Genomic DNA, 26,414 nt, shown 5'->3' on the forward strand with positions numbered 1-26,414 from the left:
TTCGTGCTTGATGTTCGGACTGCACGGCCGCTGCCGACGCATGTTGATTATTATATGGTCTTCGATCGTGTTTCATTTCAATCAGGTTGGCCACGCATGAACATACTCAGTGAAAGAAACGGTGCGGTGCGCATCATCTCCGTGATTGGGCAGATCAATGGTGGCAATGCGGTCGAAGCCGAAACCCGGATGCTGGCCCAGTTGCAACACGATGACGCAGACTGCGTACTCGATCTCGCCGAAGTCGACTACATCTCCAGCGCCGGCCTGCGGGTCGTGCTGATGCTCGCCAAACACCAGAAGCAGCATGCCAGCCGCCTGGTGCTGTGCCGTCTGCAGCCCCATGTGCACGAAGTATTCGACATCAGCGGCTTTCTGTCCATTCTTTCGGTGGTGCCAGACCGCACGGCGGCCCTGGCATGGATCGCCGGGGCCGCTGACCAGCCCTGACGCGCGCCGCCGGGCCAGCCACTGGCCTCTGCCCCTGGGGTGGCCCGTCAGGCCGGCCGCTGGCCTGATTCTGGGGTGGCCCGTCAGGTCAGCCGCCGGCCTGACCCTGGGCGGCCAGCCGCCGCAGGGCCGTCAGGTAACCGGCGCGCCGCTGGCGCTGGATGGCCTGCATCGAAAAATCATAATGAGCGGCCAGGGGCTCTTTGGTGGAGCCGTCGCGCACGATGCGGGTGATGGTACTGGCCCCCCCTGCGCCCATCAGCTGAATATAGCGCGGGTGTTGCTTCAGGCGGGCAGCAGCGTCGGGCTCGACCGCGCTCATGACCTCATCGACCAGGTCCTTGAATTCATGCACCAGCTCGCGCACATGGGCATCGTTGCGGATCCGTTCGCCATAGATGATTTCGTCGCGTCTGGACAGGACTTCAGCCAGATTCGAGGGCAGCGGCCGTTCGCCCGGGAACAGGTCGACGATGAATACCTGCTTGTTGTCCGGGCCGCTGCGCAGCAGGACCTGCTCGAGTGGAGAATTGCTGATGATGCCGCCGTCCCAGTAGTGGCGCCCGTCTATCGTGGTCCAGGGAAAGATCGGCGGCAGGCTGCAACTGGCCAGGATGTGATCCGGGGTCAGGGTATCGACCCGGCTGTCGAAATAGACGAGCTCGCCCCGGTCGACCTCGACGGCCGAGACGATCAGCCGGATCGGGCTGTCGGCCAGTTTTGCGAAATCGACATGCCTGGCCAGCAGCTCGCGCAGGGGGGCCGGGTCGTAGAGGCTGGTCCAGCTGGCGGGCCACCACTCACCCTGCACGCCCGGAGACAGCCAGCGTGGCTTGAAGAATTCGGGGATCCCCCACAGGATGGTCGCACCCACCGCCATGGCACCGCCCAGCGCATCGGATGCGGGCACCGGGGCCAGAACGCCGATTTCATCCCAGAATGCTGCCACGGCTTCCGCGGCCCGGCCCGGGTTGCCCGCCACGATGACCCCGTTGATGGCCCCGATGGATACCCCGCCGACCACATCCGGCATGATGCCGGCCTCGTCCATGGCACGGATGACACCGCATTCGAAAGCCCCCAGAGCCGCGCCGCCCTGCAGGATGAGGATGGTTTCACGCGCCAGGCTGTCAAGCGCAGCACCTGGATCGGCCAGTTGCCGTTCCGCGCCGCGCACCGGCATGCGATCGCGAATCAGGCGCTTCAGGAGCTGGGTTTCTTCAGGTGGGCGCCCAGTGGAGAACAGCCCTACGATCACGCCGTCTTCGAGATAGAGCTCGGCGAACGAGCGCTCGGCCAGATCACCGCGGGTGATGCGCTGCCCGGCCTGGTCGCTGCGCCCCAGGAAGGTGAAACTGAAATCCAGGAAATCGCAATAGTAGTGCAGCACGCTGGCATAGGGGATGCGCTGGCCGAGCATGTTCTTTGCGGCGATCTGCCCCTGCCGGCGTGCGTTCTGCCAGTGCATGGAACGCTGGCGCTGGCCATCGGCCGCTGGATAGTTGGCGACATCCCCGGCAGCGAATATGCCCGCCTGGTTCGTTTGCAGGAACTCGTCGACGACCACGCCATCATCAACGGCAATGCCGGACGCTTCGAGGTAGTCGGTCTGTGCGGCCGTTCCAATGGCCATGACGACGGTGCTGCACTCGATGCTCTGCCCGCTCGTGGTTTCTATCGCCGCGACCTTGCCGCGACCATGAAACCGGCTGATGTTCTGGTTCAGCAGGACGTCGATGCCGTGATTTTCGCAACGCTGCAGGAAATACGCCGACAGCAGGTCTGAATGGATGCGCGGGAAGACCCGATCGGCCCGATCTAACAATGTAACCTTCAGGCCCATTCGGGTCAGGGTGGTGGCCAGTTCCATGGCAATGAAGCTGGTGCCGACGATGCCCACCGGCCCCGGGTTTTTTGCGATCCATTGCTGCACGGCGCGCGCATGGGCGAGGGTCCGATAGACGAACACGCCGTGCAGGCCGGCCCCCGGGACATCGAGACGGCAGGCGTGCGCACCGCTGGCAAGCAGCAATTGACCGTAATGGTAGCGGCGCCCGGATGCATCGATGACCTGGCGTGTATCCGGGCAGATGCGCTGGGCGCGGCAGCCAACCCGTACATCGATCCCCGCGTTCCGGTAAGCGTCAGGCTCGCCGAGCCACATCTGCTCGATGGTGGTTTCGCCGGCCAGAAAGGCCTTGGTCAGGGGCGGGCGGTTATAGGGATATTCGGCTTCTGCGCCCAGCATCAGGATGGAACCCTGTTCGCCTTCGTTGCGCAGGGTCTGGGCTGCGGTCACGGCCGCAATGCCACCCCCGATCAGGAGAAAATCAGCGTGTTCGGGTTGTTGTGGTTCAGTCGGTGGAAGTTCGGGCTTCAGGGCGTTCGCTCCAGGGTATGGACAGATCGGGATATGGTAGCACCGGCCTGCGGCATGCCGCTCGGGCACCGGCCGTGGCGGCTCTCTGCGGTCTGGTGGAATCGGGGTATCAGCGGGCCTGCGAACGCATGCCCAGTGACAGTTCAACCAGCCAGGCACAGCCGAGCAGGGTCATGTTGATGGCCAGATACAGCAGGCCGGCGATGATGAAGGTTTCGACGATCAAGTAGCTTTGGCTCATCAGCTGGCGGGCCAGGCCGGTCAGTTCCATGACCGCGATCGTCGAAGCCAGGCTGGTGCCCTTGATGGCCAGCACGAGCTCGTTGCTGTAGGCCGGGAACGCCTGGCGCAAGGCCAGGGGGAAACGGATGCGCCTGAAGACTTGCACGGCCGTCATTCCGAATGCAGTTGCTGCGTCTGTCTGGCCGCGGGGCACGGACTGCAGCCCCCCGCGTATGGCTTCGCTCATGTAGGCCCCGCTGTTGAGCGAGATGGCCAGGATGGCGCAGCGCGCGCCGTCACTGAACAGCCACCACAGCCCGGGCTGCTCGCGCACGTATGGCAGGGCGCCGATGCCGTAATAGAGCAGGAACAATTGGATCAGCAGGGGCGTACCCCTGAAGACCGTGCTGTACAGGAACGCCGGCCACGCCAGCAGTTTGCGTCCGGATTCACGCATCAGGGCGGCGACCAGCCCCAGCAGGGACGCGAACAGAATGGCACTCAGGCCGATTTCAAGAGTGACCCGGAACCCCTGCAACAGGACCGGTATGGCCTTCTGAAAGAGCTCGATCATGCGCGCACCACCCGCATGCCGCGACCATAATGACGTTCAGCCCAGACGAATGCCGCCTGGCTGAAGGCGCCTATGATGAAGTACAGAACCCCGGCCAGCAGATACATGGCAAGCGGCGCACGGGTGGCTGCCGACCCCAGCACCGCGGCGCGCATGAGTTCGACCAGACCCACCAGAGAGATCAGGGCGGTGTCCTTGAGGGCGTTCTGCCAGACATTGTTCGCCCCCGGCAGCGCATACCAGAACAGCTGCGGCAGCATGATACGCCACAGGCATTGCCCACGGCTCATGCCGATCGCCCGGGCCGCTTCGAGCTGACCGGGGGCGATCGCCTTGAACGCGCCGCGAAAGACTTCGACGCTGTATGAGCCCGAGATGAGGCCAATGGCGACGATACCGACCAGCATGGGGAAGAAGGCGCTCATCAGGTCGTCGAGGTCCAGCCAGTCTGCCAGATCGGCCGCGGGCTGCACCGTGGCGAAGAACAGCAGGTAGATGATGAGCAGTTCGGGCACGCTGCGCACGATCAGCGTATAGAGATTGACCAGGCCGCGCCAGAGCGGATTGCCGCCCGTTTTGAGCGCGGCGCCGCCGACGCCGATGATCAGCCCCAGGAGGATGCCGCACAGGCTGATGAAGAGGGTCATCAGTGCTCCGCGCAGCAACATGAGGCCCCAGCCGGAAGCCAGTATGTCGTGCAGGGACGCCATCATGAGGCCATACCCCATCGCCGTGATGAGGTACGCAGGCCCTTACTTGCAGGCTTCGTAGTTGGACAGATCGACACCGAACCACTTGATGCTCGAGGCCTTGATCATGCCTTCGCTCATGAGCTCGCACAGTGCCTTGTCGACCCTGGCCTTGAGTTCGGTATTCTTCTGGTTGATGCCCGCGCCGATTCCCAGGCCGAGGATTTCGGGGTCGGCGCTGCTCTTGACGATGTAATCGCCCATGGCAAACTTGCCCTTGCCCGAGGTATCGAGAAACTGGCTCTGCGGGGTGACTTCCGAAAATGTGGCATCCAGGCGCCCGGCCACCAGATCCATCTGCATCTGATCCTGGGTTTCATAGGTCTTGAGTTTGAGTGCCGGAGCGTATTTCTGCAGATAGGCCCCCTGGGTTGTGCCGCCCTGCACCCCCACCGACTTGCCGGCCAGGCCGTCGAACAAGGCCTGCTGTGCGTCCGCCTTGATCAGCGGGCTGCCGGAAGGCAGCACGAAGGCGGAATCTTCAGAGGCATAGGGGATGCTGAAACTGATCACCTTGCCGCGTTCGGGCGTGACCGACATGCCGGAGATGACCAGATCGAAGCGTTCAGCCTGCAAGGCCGGGATCAGGCTGTCGAACGCCTGCACCACGAAGCGGCATTTCATTTCGAGTTTCGAGCACAGGGCCTGCCCCATGTCGGCATCGAACCCGGTGACCTGGCCGCTGGCATCCACCATGCTCCAGGGCGGATAGCCGCCCTCGGTGCCGATTTTCAAAGTGGCGGCCGAGGCCGCAGTGGCCACCCCAGCCAGACCAAGCAGGGTGAGTACGGTTGCCTTGCGTACGATGGAAGTCGCCATGGCTGGGTTCCTTTTCGAGGTTGGGTGTCTGGAACGACACAATTTCAGAATAACGCAATAGTAGTCCATCGGCTGCCCGCACCACAGTGGCTGGCATCCTCCTGTGCCTCTGGCTGGCTGCTCGGCAGCACGGCGGTTCAACCCACCTGGATGGGGATTTCTGCATGGCGCACGCGGCTGTGCCGCTGGGTGCCCAGGTTGTAGACCAGCGTAAGCGGGCCCAGACGCCCGACGAGCATCAGCATCATGAGCAGGATCTGGCTGGGCCGGCTCAGGGCTGGCGTCAGTTCGGGGCTCAGCCCGGTGGTGCTGAACGCCGACATGACTTCCATGACGATGCTGATGAATGGCAGGTTCTCAAGCAGGCTGACGGCAAAGATGCCGATGCACACGAGCAGCGCGGAGACCATCAGCAGGGCCAGGGCCTTGTGTATGGATTCCGGTGAAATCGTGCGGTTCATCAGCACGACCTCTTTGCGCTGGCGAATGTACGAACGCACCACGGCCATCAGGATGATGAAGGTGCCCAGCTTGATGCCACTGGCCGTGGACAATGATCCGCCGCCGATGAACATCAGGCCCACCAGCAGGAAACGGCTGCTGTCGCGCAACTGGTCGATGTCGACACTCGCAAAGCCGGCCGTGCGGGCCGATATGATCTGCGTCCAGGCCGCCAGCCCCTGATTCGCAACCGGCAACGGGCCCAGAGTGAAGGGGTTGCCGGCTTCGATCAGCCAGAACAGCACCAGCCCGCACAGGTTGAGCAACAAGGTGCCCAGGATCATCAGGCGCGTATAGTACGACAGCGTGGTCCAGGCGCGCTTGTTGTAGATGTCGGCCAGCACACTGAAGCCCAGGCCACCCAGAATCACGCAGAAGGTCAGCACAAACGTGGTGACCGGATCACCCGAGAAACTGGCCAGGCTGTCGGGAAACAGGGTCAGCCCCGCATTGTTGAAGGCTGACACCACATGAAAACCAGCCATCAGGAAGGCGTGCTCGAGGCGGTCGTGGCGCCACCACCAGAGCGTGAGTACCAGCATCGCAGCCCCTTCGATCGCCAGCGAGAACTTGAGCACCGTGAACGCCGTGCTTCGCACCCGTTGCATGCTGGTCTGATTGAAGGCCTCGAGTGCCAGGGCCTGGTACTTGAGGCTGACCCGTTTGCCCAGCGTCACGGCTGCAATGATGGCAAAGGTGACAAAACCAATGCCACCGATCTGCACCAGCCCCAGCATCACGGCCTGGCCGAAGAAGCTCAGATCGTGGATTGGATCGATGATCGTCAGGCCGGTGACGGTGACCGATGATGTCGCCGTGAAAAATGCCTCGAAAAGCCCGAATGGCTTGCGCTGGGAAATGGGCAGGGCGAGCAGTATCGTGCCAAGCAGGATCAGAATCCCAAAGCTGCTGGCCAGGATGGCGGGCGGGCTGGCCTGCAGCTGCCCGGTGCGGCGTGCGCGCCGGTAGATCTTGATGGGGCGTATGGGAAATCTGGCCATGGGGCATATCCGCACAGACTGATCGTGCCAGGCGCACGGCAGCGGGCTGGAGGCGTGGCGGATTCAACGCAGCTTGGGCGCTGCCATCTTGAGGTATTGTAAATGGCCAAAGAGGATCAGGGTATCCTTGGCCCGGACCACGAACTGTTCGGTGGGGTGCACTGTGGTATCGCCGCGGCGCTTGACGGCCAGCGCCTGGATATTGCCCGGAGGCTCGGTCATCAGGGCATCGCCCAGGGTACGGCCGTCGAGCTTGTCGCTGGCTTCGATTTCGACCACGAATTCGCCATTGCCCAGGGCAATGTAGTCATTGACCATGGGGTAGCTGAGCACCTGGGCAATGCGTATGCCCATTTCTTCTTCGGGGTGGATGATGCGGTTGACGCCCAGTTTGTTGAGAATCAGGTGATGGGCCCGCGATGAGGCCTTGACCCACACGGTCTTGACGCCCAGGGCCTTCAGATGCACCGTGCATACCAGGCTGGACTGCACATCTTCACCGATGGCCACCAGAACCATGTCGTAGTCGGCCAGTGCGAGATCGGCGAGCGAATCGCTGTCGGTGACATCGACGATCATGGCCTGGGTCAGCCGGTCGGCATACTGGGTCACGATTCTTTCATCGCCATCCACACCCAGCACGGAATGCCCGAGGCGCATGAGTTCAAGCGCTGCGGCCCCGCCGAAGCGCCCCAAGCCAATGATGGCAAACTGCCCCATGACCGACCCCCGTCAGTTTGCCAGTTGCTGCCGCACCAGGCTGGATACGTGCGCCATGTCGGCCCGCCCGGCCAGGGCGGCCTTCAGTTGCCCCATGGCGGCGCCCATGGCGGCGCCACCGTGCAGGCCCTGGCCCTGGACCTGGGCAATTGCAGCGGCGACCGCGGTGGCGATTTCTTCGGGACCGGCTTGCTGCGGCAGGAATTCGAGGAGGATGTCGAGTTCGGCCTGTTCCTGGGCGGCACTATCGGGCCGGTTGGCTGCGCTGTAGGCGGCGATGGATTCACGCCGCTGTTTGGCCTGCTTCTCGATGATGGCCAGGATGGCCGCATCATCCGGGGTGATGCGTTCATCGATGGCCTTCTGCTTGATGGCGGCCTGCAGCAGCCGCAGAGTTTGCAGGCGGGTACTGTCGCGGGCCCGCATCGCCGCCTTGACGGCGTCGGTAATCCGGGCGGCGAGTGCTGCGCTCATGGTGATGATCCTGTACGGGTAAATGCCTATTCTAACGGTTGATGCGCCAATCGTGTCGCTCGACGGCCCGGCCGGCCGGATCGTGGCTCTGTTCGCAAAACAGGATCGTCCCATCCTTGCCCAGTGCCAGTACGCTCGAGCTGCGTGTGCCGTACTCCGGGCTCACAATGAACGGGCTGCTGAGCAGCCGCTCGAAATCGGGTGACAGACCAGTATCCGGCAATTCGGCGTCCTGCGCAGGCGTGCCGTCATGCAGGCGCTCGAGCACCTGCTCCGGCTGCCGTATCCAGGCGCTGGCCGCGAGCGCTTCCAGCGCCGTGCGCAAGCGCCTGGCCTTTGGCCACGGGGTATCGAGCAGGTGATTGGAGACGACGTAGTGGCCGGGTGCCAGTGCGCGTGGCCCGGGCCGTGGATCGCGGTTGCTGTAATACCACCATTGGGCCCGGGTGCCGACGATCAGGTTATAGCCAGCATGAGCCTGGGCAGCATGTGCCAGGCGCAGCATCCAGGCATCCGGGGCCTCCTCGCTGAACAGATAGTCGCGTACCAGGGCCCCTCTGGAGGGTGCGCCGGCTGGCGCCTGGACACCCGGCTCACGGAAATTGGTCAGCAATGCAAACCGGCCGCTGCGGGTACAGCCCATCCAGGTGCCGCCTGCCTGCAGGTCGCGCCCGGCCAGCACTTCGGGATGCCCGGGCCAGGGGCCCAGAGGGGCGGTCGGGCGATCGTGGAATTCATCCCGGTTGGCGGCAACCAGGACGGGCCAGCGCGACTGGCCAAGAGCGAGAAAGGCGATACACATGATGGGTCGTGGGCACGGGAGTGCAGAAGGAGATCTTCCAGGCGGGCGTCTGCGTGATTTTGGCACGCCTGTGCCGATATTGCAGTGCACACAGCGCGTTCAGGGCTGCACGGGCTCGCCAAGCATATACATGGGCTTGCCGTGCATGCCGTTCGTTCCGGAGCTGTGCCACAAGGTATACTTGATGGTTTGGTACGCCCGCGAGGGGGCGGCCAGCTTCGGTTCCTGCCTTTTCGGGCGCTGTCCCACGTCACGACAACCAACGACATCATGCAGAAAAACAGTTACAGCTACGAAGAGCTATTGTCTTGCGGCCGCGGTGAGCTTTTTGGCCCGGGCAATGCCCAGTTGCCTCTGCCCCCCATGCTGATGTTCGACCGCATCGTGCACATCGATGATCGTGGCGGGCCGCATGGCAAGGGCGAAATCATCGCCGAACTCGATATCCAGCCTGATCTCTGGTTTTTCGGCTGCCATTTTCAGGGCGATCCGGTCATGCCGGGCTGCCTCGGGCTCGATGCCATGTGGCAACTGGTTGGCTTCTTTCTGGGCTGCTGTGGCGGCCAGGGCCGGGGGCGTGCACTGGGCGTGGGTGATGTGAAATTCACCGGGCAGGTCTTGCCAACGGCACGAAAAATACGTTATCACATCGACATGAAACGTGTCATGATGCGTAAACTGGTCATGGGCATTGCAGATGCCCGCATGGAGGTCGATGGCCACGAGATCTATGTGGCGCACGACCTGCGCGTGGGTCTGTTCACCCGTACCGACAATTTCTAGGAGCTCCGATCATGCGTCGAGTGGTCGTCACTGGCATGGGCATCGTATCCAGCCTCGGTAACAACCAGGCCGAAGTCCTCGAAAGTCTGCGCGCGGGGCGCTCCGGTATCCGCCACCAGCCCGACTACGCCGAACACGGCCTCAGGTCGCAGGTGGCCGGCACCATACAGCTCGATGCGCTTTCGCTCATCGACCGCAAGCTGGGCCGTTTCATGGCATCGGGCCATGCCTATGCCTGGCTGGCCATGCAGGAAGCCATCCAGGACGCGAGCCTCGCGCCCGAGCAGGTTTCCCATCCGCGCACCGGCCTGATTGTCGGTGCCGGCGGGGCTTCGCATTCATCGATCCACGAGGGCATCCAGATCCTGCAGGAAAAAGGCGTGCGGCGCGTCGGGCCCTATATGGTCACCAAGGCCATGGCCAGCGGCGTATCGGCCTGTCTGGCCACCGGGGCACAGATCAAGGGGGTCAACTATTCAATCAGTTCGGCCTGTTCCACCAGTGCGCATTGCATCGGCAATGCGTACGAACAGATCCAGCTGGGCAAGCAGGACATCGTATTCGCCGGCGGGGCCGAAGAAGAACACTGGTCGCTCTCCTTCATGTTCGATGCCATGGGGGCCTTGTCGACGCGCTACAACGACACCCCTGAAGCCGCATCGCGTACCTATGACGCCAATCGCGATGGCTTCGTGATTTCCGGCGGCGGCGGCATCGTCGTGCTCGAAGACTATGAACACGCCCGTGCCCGGGGTGCGCAGATTCTGGCCGAAATCGTGGGGTATGGGGCCAATTCCGATGGCTACGATATGGTGGCACCGTCGGGTGAAGGCGCCGAACGCTGCATGCGGCTGGCGCTGCAGGGGGTCGACATGCCGGTGGATTACATCAATACGCATGGTACGAGCACGCCCGTGGGCGACATCAAGGAACTCGAAGCCATTCGCAGTGTATTCGAGGCCAACCAGCCCTTGATTGCATCCACCAAATCCCTTTCGGGCCATGCATTGGGCGCGGCTGGCGTCAATGAAGCCGTATATACCCTGTTGATGATGAAGCACGGCTTCCTGGCGGCATCAGCCAATATCGAAACCCTCGACCCGGCGGCGCACGACATGAACATCCTGCTCGAAACACGGCCTCGGGCCGATGTGCAGACCGCCCTGTCCAACAGCTTCGGCTTTGGTGGTACCAACGCCACCCTGGTGTTCTCGCGCGCGCGCCTTTGACGGCGTGCAAGGCGGCCAGCCCGCCGTGGTTCAGTGGCCGCGCACAGAGGCCAGCCCACTGTGGTTCACGGGCGGCGCACGGCGGCCCCAAGTCCACTATGGTTCAGGAGCGGTACACAGCAGGGGGCAGCACACAGGGGGACTGGCCCGCTGTGCGGTTCAGGGGCTTTCATCAGCCCTGTGGGCGCACGACACGGGCCCTGACCAGCCGGTTGCTGCCGGCCAGCCAGCCGGCTGCACTCGCCAGCAGGCCAAGAGCCAGAAGCAATATCCACACAGAATCAAAATTGCCTGAAAGATCATGCAGGAAACCGATCAGCAGGGGGCCGCTGCAGGCGAGCACATAGCCGATGGTCTGTGACATGCTCGACAAATAGGCCGCCACATGCGAATCGTTCGAGCGCATCACGATCAGCATCAGAGCCAGTGCAAACAGCCCGCCCTGGCCTACGCCCTGTGAAACAGCCAGAAACCACGCCAGCCACGGCGGGCCCGACACCAGGCCGATGAGCGACAGCGTGGCCAGGGCAGTCAGGACCACCGCCAGCAGACGCTGGTCTCGGCTGCGTGCGGCCAGCATGGGGACCAGCAGGCAGGCAAGCACCTGCACCAGAATGGATACGGACGTGATCAGGCCGGCTTCGGTGCCATCCAGGCCGCGCGCCCGCAACATGGGCGCCATCCAGCCCAGCACGCAGTATGCGAGCGCCGACTGCAGGCCCATGAACACCGTCACCGCCCAGGCCAGTGGATCGCGCCGCAGGCCCTGCACCTGCAACAGACGGTGTTGTGGACGGTCGGATCGCTGCCCGCTCTTGCGGAAGATCAGGGGCAGCCACGCCAGCAAGGCGACCGCGGCAGGAATGGCCCACACCGACAGACCGAAACGCCAGTTCTGATCAAAGTGGCCAATCAGCGGCAGGGTCACGGCCGATGCCAGTGCAGCGCCCCCGCACAGGCTCATGGTGTACAGCCCTGTCATCAGGGCGGCATGAGCGGAGAAGTCGCGTTTGACCAGGCTGGGCAACAGGACATTGCCCAGGGCAATTCCGGCGCCCGCCAGTGCAGTGCCCGCAAACAGGATCCCTGTGCCCCATTGCGCGCGCAGCAGCGTGCCCATGAAAATCAGGACCAGAACCAGAACCAGGCTGCGCTCCATGCCGATGCGCGCCGCACAACGTGGTGCAAGCGGCGCAAACAACCCCATGCACAGCACAGGCAGCGTGGTCAGGTAGCCCGCCTGTGCGCCTGTGATGCCCAGGCCATCCGTGACTTCCGGAAGCAGTACCGACAGACTGGCGAACAGCGCACGCAAGTTGGCCGCCAGCAGCAGCAGGGCAATCGCCGTGATCCAGAGGCCCCAGGATCCGTGTCGAGGCGTGCCGGACGCCATGCGTGTGGCCATCGATCAGTTCAGCGCGCAGTGGTTCTGGCCACGGTGCGCGATCGCATGTCGGGCAGGAAGAAAGCCACCACCCCCAGCACCGGCAGCCAGGCACACAGGTGATAGACGAAGGCAATGCTGGTGGCATCCGCCAGCCAGCCCAGCACCGCCGCGCCGATGCCGCCCATGCCGAATGCCAGACCGAAGAACAGGCCGGATACCGTGCCCGTCTTGCCCGGCATGAGTTCCTGTGCATACACGATGATGGCCGGGAATGCCGAAGCGATCATGGCCCCCGCACAGAACACCAGGATCAGGGTCCACTCGAGATTGACATAGGGGAGGGCGAGGGAAAACGGCGCGGTACCCAGAATGGAGCCCCAGATCACCCGTTTGCGGCCGATACGATCGCCCACAGGGCCGCCGACGAGGGTACCCGTGGCCACACCCGCCAGAAAGACGAACAGGGCGTACTGGGCCTGCTGGACTTCCACATGGAAGCGGTCGATCAGAAAGAAGGTGAAGTAGCTGTTCAGGCCGGCCAGATAGAAGTATTTACTGAAGATCAGCAGCAGCAGGATCGACAGTGCCCAAAGGACCTGCCTGTGATCAAGCCCGTTATCTGCCTTGCGCAAGGATTGACGACCGCGGCTGCTGGTCAGGTTGGCGGCATACCAGCGGCTGACCCCGTACAGGATGAGTATGCCCAACAGGGCGGCTGCAGACACCCAGATGACGCTGCGCTGGCCATGGGGCACGATCAGCAGCGCGGCCAGCAGCGGCCCTATGGATGAACCGATGTTGCCACCCACTTGAAAAATGGATTGTGCCAGGCCGTGCTGGCCTGCCGAGGCCATGCGCGCGACCCGCGATGATTCGGGGTGAAAGACCGAAGAGCCGGCACCGACCAGCATGGCCGCCAGCACGACCATGGGAAAGTTCCACGCAAAGGACAACAGTATCAGGCCACAGAACGTGAACCCCATGCCGATCGGCAGTGAATAGGGCATGGGGTGCCGGTCGGTGAAGCGACCCACCATGGGCTGCAGCAGGGAGGCCGAAAACTGGAACGCCAGCGTGATGACCCCGACCTGCGCAAAACTGAGGTCGAAATTGCCCTGCAGTATCGGGTACATGGCCAGCAGCACCGACTGCATCATGTCGTTGAGCAGGTGCGTGAGGCTGATGGCCCCGAGCACGGGGTAGGCCATGCCCGCCGGCTTGCGCGATGTGTCTGGGCGTATTTCGGAGTTGGGAGCGAGAGCTGATTTCATGCAACGGGCCGATGCAGGTACGGGTGGGTGGACGCCGAGCCGCAATGGATATCGGGGTTTTCGGTCGTTCAGGTCATTGTACGATGATCCCATGAGCCATTCTGGACATCCAGAAAAAACCCCGACGCGAAGGTCGGGGTCAGAGTGCGGGCAGGGTATCGCGTCAGGTGCCTTGGCCCACTGCGGCAGGCGCCATCGACGGCTGGGCCTGTGCGGCCGGTGCCGGGCGTGCTTCGAGTGAGGCCAGGAAGCGCCACACGAAGAGCAGCGTGATCAGCAGCAGGCCAGGGTAGCCGATCCCCCCCAGGACATACGGGATGGTGGGGTCCCCCTTGGCTACGACCTCGAGGTTGAAACTCAGCAGCCCCAGCGTGATGATGGCACCGAAAATCCACATGCCCATGAGCCACAGGCCCGCCTCGACGCCGCGCAACTGCGCCGACCAGCGGCCGCGGACTGGCCGCACCGCGGCTGCAGGTTCTTCGACGGGCGCCTGGCGCGAGCGGTAGCCGATGGTCAGCAGGTCGTAGATCAGCAGCCCTGCGCCGGTCGTGAACACCAGCCCGAAGATCGGCACCAGTATCTTGTAGAACTGCATGGCCGGGAAGATCTCGCCGCCGAACCAGGACAGCCCCATCGAGCGGTACAGGAACACCTGGATCGTGCCGCCTATGGCAAAGCCAAAGGCGATGCCCAGCATGCCTGTGAACACGAGCCAGAATGCAATGCGTCCGAGACGCTGGTCGAAGTTCTTGACCCCGCGCAGCAAGGGCACCGCGTAGTACGCGGCGGCAATCCCCAGCATGCCGAAGGTGCCGAACAGGGCCAGGTGGGCATGGCTGGGTGTCACCCATGTGCCATGCGACCAGACGTTGGTGAGGGCGAACGTCATGGTGAAGCCGAGGATGCCTGCGCCCACCTGTTCGAGTACCACCGAGCCCAGGATGAAGTAGAACGCCGGTGCATTTTCGAGCGGCTTGCGATCCTGGTGGGCATCCAGATAGATGTGCCAGAAGCAGAATACCAGCGGCAGGGGCTCGAGCGCGCTGAAGAGCGAGCCCCAGAACTGCCAGAATTCGGGCGTACCGATCCAGAAGTAGTGGTGCGCGTTGCCGATGAGGCCAGACAGCCACACCATGGCGACGCCCCAGAATACCGCGTATCCGACCGCCTTGACATCCGCCTTGAACATGAGCACCAGCAGGAAGCCGACCAGGCTGATGTGGATGACTTCCCAGACGCCTTCGACCCAGTAATGGACCACATACCAGCGGAAGTACTCTTGCAGGTCGATGCGCTCGACGAAGAAGACGCCAAACAGCCAGACGAAGGTCAGTGCCACCACCCCGATGGCCAGCCCCCAGTGGATCTCGTTCCATTCGCGGCGCGGCGGGAAGGTGCGCAACAGGATGTAGGCCAGAATGGCGAAGCCCACGAAGATCACAACGTCGGCTGCACGGCCGGCTTCGAGGTATTCGAGACCTTCCTGCAGCCATGGCTGGCCGGCCCACCAGCCTGCAATGCCTTCGGCGGCCAGCGACTGCGTCCAGACGTTCCAGATCGTGACGGCGAGCAAGGCCCAGAACAGGAACTTGATCAGGCCGGTTGCAGCGAGCTCACGATGTGACAGCAGAGGCCCGACAAACAGGATCGTGCCGATGAAGCCGGACAGGATCCACAGGATGCCGAGATTGGTGTGTTCGGCACGCAGGATGTTGAAATTGGCCACCCCGGCGAGCAGGGTGGGGTCGACGTGCTGCGTGGCGATCACCAGCCCGAAGGCGACCTGAAAGGCGAACAGCACCAGCATCAGCATGAAGAAGCGCAGACTCAGGCGCTGTGTGACGTATTCAATCTTGAGCATGATGATTTCCCCTTACAGGCTGCGAAGATAGGCAACGATGGCTTGCATGTCGGCTTCGTTGACCAGTGCGTCATAGGACGGCATGACGTGTGGCGGATAGCCTTCGACCACCTGCGCATCGGGTTCACGGATCGAACGTACGATGTATTCTTCGTCAGCGACGACTGTGCTGCCGTCGGCGAGCTTGACATCATGGCCAAACAGGCCACCCCAGCCCGGCCCCACCATGCGGGTCTGGTCGGTGGCATGACAGGCCACGCAGCCCAGATCGCCCACCAGTTTCTGCCCTGCAGCCACCAGATCGACCGCGCCACCGGCATCGGACGGGCTGCTGCCGGCCGCCGCGACGGGCGCTGCCTGCGCACTGGCTGCAGCGGCGACAGAGGCCGCCTGGATCGGCAGGCGCCGGTCTGGATCGGGTTTTGGCGGCCAGCCTTCGTTGTTCATGGCCGAGGTATATTTGAAGAAGGCCATGAGTGCCTGGATTTCGCCCGCGTCCAGTGGCAGATTGGGCATCAGGCTGTGTTGCCCGCCACGGTGATCCATGCGTTCGGCCGCCCCTGGATATTGCTTGCGATAGGCGTCGATGTCGGCCACGCCCGCTTCTTTTTGCACCAGAGGATTCTGCAGCTGGACCTGGACGGCCGCCGTGGTGGGCCAGCCACCAGCAGAGGGCAGGAAGGCGGCGAGCCACGCAGGGCCCGTGTCATGATAGATTTTTGTCAGGTCGGGGCCGAAATAGGCACCATTGCCCACGATGGTGTGACAGCCCATGCAGTTGTAGGCCTGGAAGACGCGCTTGCCAGCCACGGCATCGACATCACCATACTGAACGACCGAAGGGATCGTCTGGTTGCGTGACGGCAGAAACGACCATGCCGACAGCAGGAGGAAAATGACCAGCATCAGCGCCAGCACAGCCAGGGCCGTGTGACGCTTGATGTGTTCGCGACAGTCGGTTCCGTTCAGACAGCTCATTTCGAACCCCCGGCATTTTCTTGTTGACGAGCCTGTTCATCGTGCTGGAACAAGGTTCTGAGGCTGCCCAGGAAGGCATAGAACACATAGATCGCCAGCACATAGCCGATGATGATGTAGATCCACCACATCGTTGGAGATTCGGCCCAATATTCAAAATCTCGCCAGTAAGGCCATGAGAGCAGGACACTGAGCAGGGCGGCCAGTGCGGACAACACAAAGTCAATCATTCGCTGAGCCATTTCATTCCCTCCTTTCAGGCAGAATGGCTCATGCAGTCTAGAAATCGAATGGCTTCAAGGCAAGAATGCCATCATTTTGAAAATGGGAAACAAATGATTCATTTCAATTCATGTGCAATACAAATGAATCAAGTGATTGAAGTTTGATGAATTGCGCGTCGGATCATATGCCCGGAAAAAAGCAGTCGATATTTTTTTCAATTACAGAATTATCATTATCAATCAATTGCTTATATCGATTCATTGCCGCTCTTCATGTGTGTGGATCCTACCTGTTGAATATCGACGGCAGCATCATGGTTTTTATGATGGGATGGTCCGTGCTGTCTGCAATGATGCAGATCAATTTTCGCTTCAAATAGGGAATACCCTGAAGTTCGACCAATGGGGCCCATCCGGCGTGTACCCACGGCCCGGCAGGCTCATTCGATATTTTGAGCCTGCTCGCGCATCTGCTCGATCAGCAGTTTCAGATCGATTGCGGCCTGGGTGACACTCAGCGCGGCCGCCTTCGAACCCAGGGTGTTGGCTTCGCGATTCATTTCCTGAAACAGGAAATCCAGCCGCTTTCCGTGCCCGCGCCCCGTTGAAGGCGCCTGCTGATCGAGCAGGCTGCGGAGTTCCTGCACATGAGATTCGAGGCGTGTCAATTCTTCGGCGACATCGCTGCGCAGCCCGAAGAGGCTGGCTTCCTGCGCGATGCGTGCCGAAAGTTCACTGCCACTGATCTGGTGCAGCCCTTCCGGGCTGGCCTGTTCGAGGGCCTCGCGCAGGCGCCCGGCGACCTTGTCCTGATACTGTTGCAGCAGCACGGGCATGTGCGCCTGAACCCTGCTGACCAGCGTTTGCATCTGAGCGGCCATCTGCAGCATGGCGGTGGCCAGACGGGCGCCTTCACGCTCACGTTGCTGACCGAGTTGCTGCAGGGCCTGTATACAGGCCTGCTCGGACAAGGCCAGCAGCTGTTCGGCCCGTTCGCCACGCTGTGGACCCGCAAGCCGGGGCAGTTCGTTGAATGTGGGCGTCGGCAGATCGGGCAGGATCTGGCGGGCCTGCGCCAGTTGCCCGGCCAGAGCCTGCAGCGCCGGCAGGTCGAGCGGCTGACGCAGCATGTCTTCCGAGCGCTCGAGTTGCATGCGCAGTTCGACCTTGCCACGCAGAATCTGCCCGGCCATCAATTCGCGCAAGCGTGCTTCGGCAAAGCGCAGGTCTTCGGGCAGGCGCAGGGACACATCCAGAAAGCGGTTGTTCACGCTGCGAATTTCCACCGACAGAGTGGCCTGGCCCGTGCCGATTTGCGCACTGCCGAACGCCGTCATGCTGCGTATCATGAAATGGTCCCGTCCTGATTCTCTACAATGTGCATTATTGTAGTGTGTCAGAAGAGTGGTTTTCCCATGTCGTCCCAACCCCTGTGTCCATCCACCACCCTGTATCAGGCCCGTCATGGCGGGCGCGGCCCTGATCAGTTGCGCGTGGTCGAATTCACGACCGGTTTCACCCGCCATGCCGAAGGGTCGGTTCTCGTGCGCATGGGTGACACCCACGTACTGTGCAACGCCAGCGTCCTCGCGCGGGTGCCCGCATTTCTCAAGGGTCGGGGCCGGGGTTGGGTCACGGCCGAATACGGCATGCTGCCCAGGGCCACCCAGGAACGCAGCGACCGCGAGGCCGCACGCGGCAGGCAGGGCGGGCGCACACAGGAAATCCAGCGGCTGATCGGCCGCAGTCTGCGCGCGGTGTTCGATCTGCACGCGCTGGGCGAGCGCACCCTGCATCTGGACTGCGATGTCCTGCAGGCCGATGGCGGCACCCGTTGTGCCAGCATCACAGGGGCATGGCTTGCAGCAGTGCTGGCAGTCAGAGAGCTGCAGGCCCGGGGCCTGCTGGCCGATCAGCCAGTGCGCGGCCAGGTGGCCGCCGTGTCCGTTGGCCTGGTGCGTGATCGGGTCTTGCTGGATCTCGATTACGCCGAAGACTCCGGTTGCCACACCGACATGAACGTGGTCATGGCCCGGCCCTGGGGCAGCGATTCCACGGCCGGTGCCGATTTTGTCGAAGTGCAGGGCACCGGCGAAGGTGGCAGTTTCACGCGCGCCCAACTGGATGCGCTGCTCGACAGCGCCGAAAGCGGTATGCGGGATCTTTTTTCGGCCCAATGCCGGGCACTGGAGCTGGCGTGAGCATCCACAACGAGAGCCCGCGCCGCGTGGTACTGGCCTCGGCCAATCCAGGCAAGCTGGCTGAATTTTCGGCCATATTGTCCACGGCGGGCTTGAACATCGTCAGTCAATCCAGCCTGGGGGTAGACGAAGCGCCCGAGCCTCACAGTACATTTCTCGAAAATGCCCTGGCCAAGGCCCGCCATGCCAGCCGCCAAACGGGCCTGCCGGCGCTGGCCGATGATTCCGGGCTGTGCGTGGCGGCCCTCGGGGGCGCGCCCGGGGTCCATTCGGCACGTTATGCGGCGCTGCAGGGCGGCTCGCGTGGCGATGCCGCCAACAACGCACAGTTGCTGCGCGCGCTGCAACACGTACGCGACCGACGGGGATTCTACGTGGCCGTACTGATCTATCTGCGCAGCGCAGACGACCCCCTGCCGCTGGTGGCGCAGGGCCTCTGGCACGGCGAAGTGCTGGACGCACCCCGTGGCCAGCACGGTTTCGGCTATGACCCGCTGTTTCATGTGCCTGCACTGGGCAAAACCGTCGCGCAACTGCCGGCCGAACTGAAGAATCGTCACAGTCATCGTGCGCTTGCACTGGCGAACCTGCTGCAGCAGTTGCGCACCGACGCGGTGCGCCGGACCTGAAGCGTATTCATGAACCCTGTATGGCCTGCCTGAAATGAAGCGCCTGATTCCTGTTCCAATGCCGGGCGATGACCAACCGACGGGTCGGCCCGGGGTGCGTGGCCGCCCGGGCCTGGTCGCCTTGCCCCCCCTGTCGGTGTATATCCACGTGCCCTGGTGCGTGCACAAGTGTCCCTACTGCGATTTCAACTCGCATGAATTCAAGGGCACCCTGCCGGAAGCCCGCTATCTGCAGGCGCTTGCTGCCGATCTCGAGCAGGCGGTACCTGATGTCTGGGGGCGCCAGGTGTCCACCGTGTTTTTCGGTGGCGGCACGCCCAGCCTGCTGTCGGCCGAAGCGATCGATCACGTGCTCAGCCTGCTGCGCGCCTACCTGAATCTGCCGCCGGATTGCGAAATCACCCTGGAAGCCAACCCGGGTACCGCTGAATCCAGCCGCTTCCAGGGCTACGCCCAGGCCGGTGTGAACCGGATTTCCCTGGGCATCCAGTCGTTCGACGATACGATGCTGCGCCGGTTGGGCCGCATCCACGATGGCGCCCAGGCCCGGGCAGCGATTGCCATGGCCTGTGACGCCGTGCCCAGGGTCAATCTCGACCTGATGTTCGCCCTGCCGCAGCAGACCATGGCACAGTGCGAGGCCGACGTGCGCGAAGCGCTGTCGTTCGGCACGGGCCACCTGTCTCTCTACCATCTGACGCTCGAACCCAATACCGTATTCGGCAAGTATCCACCCCCGGTGCCTGCCGATGATCTGGCTGCCGGCATGCAGGATCGTGTGGCCGAACTGGCCTGCGCGGCAGGCTACGAGCGCTACGAAGTCTCGGCCTATGCCCGTCCGCATCAGGAATGCCAGCACAACCTCAACTATTGGCGTTTTGGCGATTATCTGGGGCTGGGCCCGGGCGCACACTCCAAGCTGTCGTTCCAGAACCGGATCACCCGCCAGGCGCGAGCGCGGATGCCCGAAGCCTGGATGCAGCGGGCGGCGCGCGGCAATGGATCCCACGTGGTCGAGCGGCGCGAACTGAGCGCGGCAGATCTGGGGTTCGAATTCATGCTGAATGCCCTGCGGCTCAGGCAGGGCGTCGATGGCGGCCTGTTCATCGAGCGTACGGGCCTGTCGCTGATGTCGATTCTGCCCGCCATGCAAAAGGCGGTCGAGCAAGGCCTGCTCGAACCCGGTCTGGGCCGGATCCAGGCCACCGAACGCGGCTGGCAATTTCTCAATGAACTGCAGATGGTGTTCCTGCCCTGAGAATTGTTTGCCCACTGACGATAAAATAACAAGCTTTGCGGTATTGGCTTTTCCATGTTTCGCCGCCCGCCGCATGTCCCGCCGGAGCCCGCCAGCATGTCCACACCCGAAGAAATCATCCACCTGATTGCCGAGCGCGAGGTGCGTTTCGTCGACCTGCGCTTCACCGATACGCTGGGCCGCGAGCATCATCTGACCCTACCGGCCAGCCAGATGGATGAAGATCGCATGGAATCGGGCATTGCCTTCGATGGCTCGTCGCTGCCCGGCTGGAAGGGCATCGAGGCCTCCGACATGAACCTCATGCCCGATCCGGCCACCGCCCGGCTGGATCCCTTCCGCGATGAAATCACGCTCATTCTCACATGCGATGTGGTCGAGCCCGCCGACCTTAAGGGGTACGATCGCGATCCGCGCTCGCTCGCGCGGCGCGCCGAAGCGTACCTGAAGTCCAGTGGGCTCGGGGATACGGCCTATTTCGGCCCGGAACCCGAGTTTTTCGTGTTCGATGGCATCAGCTGGCATGCCGACATGGCGGGCTGCTTCGTGCGCATCCAGTCGGATGAGGCCGCATGGTCCAACGCGCATGAAGCCAACGGCGGCAACCCGGGCTACCGGCCCGCCGTCAAGGGGGGGTATGTTCCGGTGCCGCCCATTGATTCATTTGCCGACATGCGTGCCGAAATGTGCCTGCTGATGGAGCAGATGGGGGTACCCGTCGAGATTCATCATCATGAAGTCGGCCATGCCGGGCAACTCGAGATCGGTACACGGTTTGCCACCCTGGTGCAGCGCGCCGACTGGACGCAGACCATGAAGTACGTGATCCGCAACGTGGCCCATTCATATGGCAAGACAGCCACCTTCATGCCCAAGCCGATCGAGGGCGACAACGGCTCGGGCATGCATGTGCACCAATCCATCTGGAAAGACGGGCAGAACCTGTTTTCCGGCAATGGCTACGGCGGTTTGTCCGAGTTTGCGCTGTACTACATTGGCGGCATCATCCACCACGCGCGCGCCCTGAATGCCATCACCAACCCGGGTACCAATTCGTACAAACGGCTGGTGCCGCACTACGAGGCACCGGTGAAACTGGCGTATTCAGCACGCAACCGTTCGGCGTCGATACGCATTCCCTATGTGTCCAACCCCAAGGCGCGCCGCGTCGAAGCCCGTTTTCCCGACCCGCTGGCCAACCCCTACCTGGCCTTCTCGGCCTTGATGATGGCCGGGCTCGATGGGGTCCAGAACAAGATTTACCCCGGCGATCCCGCCGACAAGAACCTGTACGACCTGCCGCCCGAAGAAGATGTCAGAATCCCCACGGTCTGTGCCTCACTCGAGCAGGCGCTCGATGCACTGGATCAGGATCGCGAGTTCCTGGTGCGTGGCGGGGTGTTCAGCAATGACCTGATCGACACCTGGCTGGACCTCAAGGAGCGCGAACTCGACCGGTTGCGCATGACCCCCCATCCGGTCGAATTCGATTTGTACTATACCCTTTGAGGATACAGCCATGGCTGCATTTCGTACCGAAGAAGTGCTCAGTGTGCATCACTGGAATGACACGCTGTTTTCGTTCACCACCACGCGCGACCCGGGCCTGCGTTTCAGCAACGGGCACTTCGTGATGCTCGGTCTCGAGGTCGAGGGCAAGCCCCTGCTCAGGGCCTACAGCATTGCGAGCGCCAATCACCAGGAAAACCTTGAATTCTTCAGCATCAAGGTGCCCAACGGGCCGCTGACCTCGCGTCTGCAGCATCTGCAGCCGGGCGATCGGGTGCTCATCAGCCGCAAGCCCGTCGGCACGCTGGTGGTCGATGATCTCAAGCCGGGGCGCAACCTGTACCTGTTCGCGACCGGCACCGGGCTCGCCCCCTTCCTGAGCATCATCCAGGATCCGGATGTCTACGACCGGTTCGAGCACGTGGTACTGATGCATGGGGTCCGTTTTGCCAGCGAACTGGCCTATACCGATCTGATCCAGAAACAGTTGCCCGAAGATGAATATCTGGGTGAAATGGTGCGCCAGAAGCTGATCTACTATCCCACGGTCACGCGTGAGCCCTACAGGAATCAGGGTCGGCTCACCACGCTGGTCGAGAGCGGAAAACTCTTCGAAGACATTGGTCTGCCGCCGCTCGATCCAGCCCAGGACCGGGCCATGATCTGCGGCAGTCCGGCCATGCTGACCGATATCCGGGCGATGCTGGATGCACGTGGTTTCGTCGTTTCGGCCGGGGTAGGCGAACCGGGCGACTACGTGTTCGAACGTGCATTTGCCGAGCGCTGAACCCCCGGCTTTTATTCTTTGCCCCGGCTCGTTAAACTCTGGTTGTCAAACAATTCTGCGGATCATTCATGAGCAAGCACATCATTCATACCGACAGCGCACCTGCGGCCGTGGGCCCCTACTCACAAGGGGTTGCGGCGCCCGCTGGCAGCCGCCTGGTATTTCTGTCCGGCCAGATCGGCCTCGAACCAGGCACGGGCGAACTGGTCTCGGAAAATTTCGAAGGCCAGGTGCGGCAGTCCTTCACCAATCTGAAGGCGGTGGTCGAAGCGGCGGGCGGATCCCTCGAAAACATTGTCAAGCTCACCCTGTTTCTCACTGACCTGAGCAAATTCGCCAGCGCCAATGCCATCATGGCCGAACTCATCCCCGAACCTTATCCGGCCCGTTCCACCCTCGGGGTGGCCAGTCTCCCCAAAGGGGCGCAGTTCGAGGTCGAGGCGGTCCTGGCGCTCTGAACAACCCGGTCGTCTTGGTCCAGGCTGGCCGCCAGCGCCCCGGGGGACGGGCAACAGGGTCTTCGGGCAGTCGTCAGGCCCGGCTGTTCGAACGGCTGGGCCTGTGCAATCCGGTCGATTTCATCACGCACCTGCCGCTGCGTTACGAAGACGATACCCGGATCACCCCGATCGCGCAGGCTGAAATTGGCGCCTATGGCGTCTTCGAGGGCGAAATTCTCTCCTGTGCCGTCCAGGTGGGCCCGCGTCGCGAACTGCAGGCCCAGCTTGCTGACAAAACAGGGCGTCTGAGCCTGCGCTGGATTTATGTCTATCCCGGCTTGCAGACCCGGGTCGCACAGGGCAAACGGCTGCGGGTACGCGGCGATGTCAGGCAGGGTTTCAATGGGCCCGAGCTCATGCACCCGCGGATTTCCGAGCCCGATGTCCAGCTGCCCGAGACCTTGACGCCGGTCTACCCCACGACCCAGGGGCTGTCGCAGGCCAGTCTGCGCAAGGCCATCAGTCAGGCGCTCGACAACACCGATCTGTCCGATACCCTGCCCGAAGCGCTTCTCGATGCCCACCACCTGGCGGCTTTCGAGCCCAGCCTGCGGTTGTTGCACCATCCAGACCGGGATGTCGACGCGACGGCCTTGCAGGAACGCAGCCATCCCGCGTGGGTGCGCATCAAGTTCGATGAACTGCTGGCCCAGCAACTGGCATTGGCGGATGCGCGCGCCGCCCGGCAGGCCTTGTGTGCCCGGCCCTTGACCAGCCCCGGCGCGCTGGGCCGTCGCCTGCTCGGGCGCTTGCCCTTCGAACCCACACAGGCCCAGCGTCAGGCCGCCGGGCAGATCTGCCAGGATCTGCAGCGTGCCCACCCCATGCATCGCCTGCTGCAGGGCGATGTCGGCAGTGGCAAGACCCTGGTGGCTGCCCTCGCGTGTGCTCACGCCATCGAGGCCGGGGTCCAGGTGGCGGTCATGGCGCCCACCGAGATCCTTGCCGAACAGCTGCATCGCAAGTTGCACGAATGGCTGCAGCCGCTCGGGGTCACACTGGCGTGGCTCGGCGGCAGCATGCCGGCAGCCGAGCGGCGGCGCAGCCTCGCTGCCCTGGCATCCGGCGAGGCGCGCCTGCTCGTGGGGACCCAGGCCTTGATCCAGGACAAGGTCGACTACGACAACCTGGGCCTGGTGATCAGCGACGAGCAACATCGCTTCGGCGTCGGGCAGCGTCTCGCCCTGAGCACCAAGGGGGCAGTCGCGGGCGTGCTGCCCCATCAGCTGAGCATGAGCGCCACACCCATCCCGCGCACACTGGCCATGGCGTTCTTTGCCGACATGGATGTCTCGGTGCTGGATGAAATGCCGCCCGGCCGCAGTCCCGTGCGCACGCGTCTGTTCGATGACCGGCGCCGCGAACAGGTCATGGATCATGTCGCGGCTGCGCTGCACAACGGGGCCCAGGCCTACTGGGTATGCCCGCTGGTCGAAGAGAGCGAAGCCCTGCAGCTGCAGACCGCCGTCGACACGCACGCACGGCTGGACGCCGCGCTGCCCGATCTGCGCGTGGGCCTGATGCATGGCCGCCTGCCGGCCGCCGAAAAGACGCGGGTCATGGACGCCTTTCGGGCCGGGCAGCTCGACTTGCTGGTCAGCACGACCGTGATCGAAGTCGGGGTCGATGTCCCGAATGCCACGCTGATGGTCATCGAGCAGGCCGAGCGTTTCGGGTTGGCGCAGCTGCACCAGCTGCGCGGGCGGGTCGGACGGGGGGCCGGGGCATCCACATGTATTCTGTTGTATCACCCGCCGCTGTCGCTGATTGCCCGCGAGCGCCTGCGTGCGCTGTACGAAACCACCGATGGCTTCGAAATCGCACGCCGTGACCTGGCCTTGCGCGGGCCCGGCGAATTGCTGGGGATGCGTCAATCGGGGCAGGCCCTGCTGCGCTTTGCCGATCTCGAGCTTGACGAGCAGCTGCTCGAACTGGCCAGAGACCTGGCCAGGTGTCTGCGCACGCGGTATCCGCAGCATGCACAGGCCCACCAGGTGCGCTGGATGCCTGCCATGATGCAGTATTTGCGCGGCTGAGCCGCCAGGGCGGGCTCGTTCTGCCCGGCCCGGTCTTTCAGAATGGATGTACGAACATGACCCTGACCGAACTGAAATACATTGTCGCGGTGGCGCGAGAGCGCCATTTCGGGCGGGCCGCGGAAGCCTGTTTCGTCAGTCAGCCGACCCTCTCGGTGGCCATACGCAAGCTCGAAGACGAACTCGAAGTGACCCTGTTCGAACGGGGCGGGGCCGAGGTCACGATTACCCCGATCGGCCTGCGGGTGGTGGCCCAGGCCCAGAAAATACTCGAGGAAAGCGCCAACCTGCGCGAAATTGCCCGCCAGGGGCATGACCCGCTCGAGGGCCCCTTGCGCGTCGGCGTAATCTACACCATTGGCCCCTATCTGCTGCCCTGGCTGGTGCCCGAGCAGATCCGCAGCACCCCCCGGATGCCGCTGCTGCTGCAGGAGAACTATACCGCGCGCCTGCTCGAACTGTTGCGCCAGGGGGAAATCGATTGCGCCATTGTGGCGCTGCCCATTCCCGAGAACGGGCTGGCGCAGTGTGATCTGTATGACGAGCCGTTTTTCGTGGCGCTGCCGCACGAACATCCCTGGGCGCAAAGGCCACGCATTGCCGCGCGGCAGTTGAAGGAAGAAACCATGCTGCTGCTCGGCACCGGCCACTGTTTCCGCGACCAGGTGCTCGAAGTCTGCCCCGAACTGTCCCGGTTCTCGGCAACCAGCGAAGGCATACAGCGGACCTTCGAAGGCTCTTCGCTGGAAACCATACGCCACATGGTGGCGGCCGGCATCGGCATTACGGTGATGCCGGCCAGCGCGCTCGGGGTGCAGGGCGCCGAGAGCAGCCTGCTGCGCTTCGTGCCGTTCGAGCCGCCGGTACCGGACCGGCGCGTGGTGCTGGTATGGCGCAGGAGCTATCCGCGCCTGGCGGCCATTGCGGCTTTGGTGCACGCCATACGGCACTGCGGCATGCCAGGTGTCCAGCAATTGGAAGACAGCCCTGCCATGCTGGCTGTGGGCGCCTGAAAAGAGATGGCGCGGCGCACCCGGAGAGCACCTGCTTCATGCGCAGCGTGCTA

25 protein-coding genes are annotated in these 26,414 nt (G+C 63.1%); 11 read left to right on the forward strand and 14 right to left on the reverse strand.

All coding sequences use genetic code 11. The features are described from left to right. The first annotated feature begins 96 nt into the window (after positions 1-96). Entirely contained in the window at positions 97-450 is a 354-nt protein-coding gene (locus WCY17_RS00285; protein WP_372700161.1) for an STAS domain-containing protein, read from the forward strand. Positions 451-538: 88 nt separating this feature from the next. Here WCY17_RS00285 and WCY17_RS00290 read toward each other — a convergent pair whose 3' ends face one another. From WCY17_RS00290 to WCY17_RS00325, 8 genes are all read right to left on the reverse strand, one after another. Continuing rightward, positions 539-2,989, reverse strand: coding sequence for an FAD-dependent oxidoreductase (locus WCY17_RS00290; RefSeq protein WP_372700162.1), 2,451 nt, complete (start codon positions 2,987-2,989; stop codon positions 539-541). Next, positions 2,940-3,626: an ABC transporter permease gene (locus WCY17_RS00295; RefSeq protein WP_372700163.1), complete on the reverse strand. Its 687-nt coding sequence runs from the start codon at positions 3,624-3,626 to the stop codon at positions 2,940-2,942. Before WCY17_RS00295 ends, WCY17_RS00290 begins: the two co-directional genes overlap by 50 nt. Next, positions 3,623-4,339 carry an ABC transporter permease gene (locus WCY17_RS00300; protein WP_372700164.1) on the reverse strand — a complete coding sequence of 239 codons (717 nt, stop codon included), beginning with the start codon at positions 4,337-4,339 and terminating at the stop codon, positions 3,623-3,625. Before WCY17_RS00300 ends, WCY17_RS00295 begins: the two co-directional genes overlap by 4 nt. Before the next feature lie 39 nt (positions 4,340-4,378). Further along, positions 4,379-5,194 carry a transporter substrate-binding domain-containing protein gene (locus tag WCY17_RS00305; protein WP_372700165.1) on the reverse strand — a complete coding sequence of 272 codons (816 nt, stop codon included), beginning with the start codon at positions 5,192-5,194 and terminating at the stop codon, positions 4,379-4,381. 137 nt (positions 5,195-5,331) lie between these two features. Next, a complete protein-coding gene (locus WCY17_RS00310; protein WP_372700166.1) occupies positions 5,332-6,696 on the reverse strand; it encodes a TrkH family potassium uptake protein in 1,365 nt (454 codons plus the stop codon). Positions 6,697-6,759: 63 nt separating this feature from the next. Then, positions 6,760-7,416 (reverse strand): TrkA family potassium uptake protein, encoded by a 657-nt coding sequence (locus WCY17_RS00315; RefSeq protein WP_372700167.1) that lies wholly within the window; start codon positions 7,414-7,416, stop codon positions 6,760-6,762. A 12-nt stretch (positions 7,417-7,428) separates the two neighbouring features. Continuing rightward, positions 7,429-7,890 (reverse strand): GatB/YqeY domain-containing protein, encoded by a 462-nt coding sequence (locus WCY17_RS00320; protein ID WP_372700168.1) that lies wholly within the window; start codon positions 7,888-7,890, stop codon positions 7,429-7,431. 31 nt (positions 7,891-7,921) lie between these two features. Then, the gene (locus tag WCY17_RS00325) at positions 7,922-8,692 is read right to left on the reverse strand and encodes an NRDE family protein (RefSeq protein WP_372700169.1); all 771 of its coding nucleotides are present in this window, start codon (positions 8,690-8,692) and stop codon (positions 7,922-7,924) included. Positions 8,693-8,962: 270 nt separating this feature from the next. Between WCY17_RS00325 and fabA the strand changes: the two genes are divergently transcribed. Beyond that, complete coding sequence (fabA, locus tag WCY17_RS00330; RefSeq protein ID WP_372700170.1) at positions 8,963-9,475, forward strand: 3-hydroxyacyl-[acyl-carrier-protein] dehydratase FabA; 513 nt, start codon at positions 8,963-8,965, stop codon at positions 9,473-9,475. Positions 9,476-9,486: 11 nt separating this feature from the next. Next, positions 9,487-10,704 carry a beta-ketoacyl-ACP synthase I gene (gene fabB / locus WCY17_RS00335; protein WP_372700171.1) on the forward strand — a complete coding sequence of 406 codons (1,218 nt, stop codon included), beginning with the start codon at positions 9,487-9,489 and terminating at the stop codon, positions 10,702-10,704. A gap of 172 nt (positions 10,705-10,876) precedes the next feature. Here the strand turns inward: fabB and WCY17_RS00340 are convergent, their stop codons facing one another. The 6 genes from WCY17_RS00340 to WCY17_RS00365 all read right to left on the reverse strand — a co-directional run bounded on the left by WCY17_RS00340 (position 10,877) and on the right by WCY17_RS00365 (position 17,777). Further along, the gene (locus WCY17_RS00340) at positions 10,877-12,109 is read right to left on the reverse strand and encodes a CynX/NimT family MFS transporter (RefSeq protein ID WP_372700172.1); all 1,233 of its coding nucleotides are present in this window, start codon (positions 12,107-12,109) and stop codon (positions 10,877-10,879) included. Between the two features lie 8 nt (positions 12,110-12,117). Next, positions 12,118-13,362 (reverse strand): MFS transporter, encoded by a 1,245-nt coding sequence (locus WCY17_RS00345; RefSeq protein WP_372700173.1) that lies wholly within the window; start codon positions 13,360-13,362, stop codon positions 12,118-12,120. 163 nt (positions 13,363-13,525) lie between these two features. Next, positions 13,526-15,226, reverse strand: coding sequence for a cbb3-type cytochrome c oxidase subunit I (locus WCY17_RS00350; protein WP_372700174.1), 1,701 nt, complete (start codon positions 15,224-15,226; stop codon positions 13,526-13,528). A gap of 12 nt (positions 15,227-15,238) precedes the next feature. Continuing rightward, positions 15,239-16,204 (reverse strand): c-type cytochrome, encoded by a 966-nt coding sequence (locus WCY17_RS00355; protein ID WP_372700175.1) that lies wholly within the window; start codon positions 16,202-16,204, stop codon positions 15,239-15,241. After that, positions 16,201-16,446, reverse strand: a complete 246-nt coding sequence (locus WCY17_RS00360; protein ID WP_372700176.1) for a hypothetical protein — start codon at positions 16,444-16,446, stop codon at positions 16,201-16,203. Before WCY17_RS00360 ends, WCY17_RS00355 begins: the two co-directional genes overlap by 4 nt. A gap of 422 nt (positions 16,447-16,868) precedes the next feature. Beyond that, a complete protein-coding gene (locus WCY17_RS00365; RefSeq protein WP_372700177.1) occupies positions 16,869-17,777 on the reverse strand; it encodes a YicC/YloC family endoribonuclease in 909 nt (302 codons plus the stop codon). Positions 17,778-17,843: 66 nt separating this feature from the next. On the opposite strand from WCY17_RS00365, the gene rph reads away from it, so the two are divergent. The 8 genes from rph (at position 17,844) to WCY17_RS00405 (ending at position 26,361) form a co-directional block, all read left to right on the forward strand. Then, on the forward strand, positions 17,844-18,629 hold the full coding sequence (gene rph, locus WCY17_RS00370; protein WP_372700178.1) for a ribonuclease PH: 786 nt from the start codon (positions 17,844-17,846) through the stop codon (positions 18,627-18,629). Beyond that, positions 18,605-19,258, forward strand: coding sequence for an RdgB/HAM1 family non-canonical purine NTP pyrophosphatase (gene rdgB, locus WCY17_RS00375; protein WP_372700179.1), 654 nt, complete (start codon positions 18,605-18,607; stop codon positions 19,256-19,258). Before rph ends, rdgB begins: the two co-directional genes overlap by 25 nt. A 58-nt stretch (positions 19,259-19,316) precedes the next feature. Then, positions 19,317-20,516, forward strand: coding sequence for a radical SAM family heme chaperone HemW (gene hemW, locus WCY17_RS00380; RefSeq protein WP_372700304.1), 1,200 nt, complete (start codon positions 19,317-19,319; stop codon positions 20,514-20,516). Between the two features lie 96 nt (positions 20,517-20,612). Beyond that, a complete protein-coding gene (gene glnA, locus WCY17_RS00385) occupies positions 20,613-22,025 on the forward strand; it encodes a type I glutamate--ammonia ligase (RefSeq protein WP_372700180.1) in 1,413 nt (470 codons plus the stop codon). 10 nt (positions 22,026-22,035) lie between these two features. Beyond that, positions 22,036-22,812 (forward strand): ferredoxin--NADP reductase, encoded by a 777-nt coding sequence (locus WCY17_RS00390; RefSeq protein ID WP_372700181.1) that lies wholly within the window; start codon positions 22,036-22,038, stop codon positions 22,810-22,812. Positions 22,813-22,880: 68 nt separating this feature from the next. Next, on the forward strand, positions 22,881-23,270 hold the full coding sequence (locus WCY17_RS00395; RefSeq protein ID WP_372700182.1) for a Rid family detoxifying hydrolase: 390 nt from the start codon (positions 22,881-22,883) through the stop codon (positions 23,268-23,270). A gap of 83 nt (positions 23,271-23,353) precedes the next feature. After that, positions 23,354-25,348: an ATP-dependent DNA helicase RecG gene (recG, locus tag WCY17_RS00400; RefSeq protein ID WP_372700305.1), complete on the forward strand. Its 1,995-nt coding sequence runs from the start codon at positions 23,354-23,356 to the stop codon at positions 25,346-25,348. 56 nt (positions 25,349-25,404) lie between these two features. After that, positions 25,405-26,361: a LysR substrate-binding domain-containing protein gene (locus tag WCY17_RS00405; RefSeq protein ID WP_372700183.1), complete on the forward strand. Its 957-nt coding sequence runs from the start codon at positions 25,405-25,407 to the stop codon at positions 26,359-26,361. Positions 26,362-26,414: the final 53 nt, after the last annotated feature.

This window comes from Castellaniella sp. (assembly GCF_041677825.1).
Classification (GTDB): domain Bacteria; phylum Pseudomonadota; class Gammaproteobacteria; order Burkholderiales; family Burkholderiaceae_B; genus Castellaniella.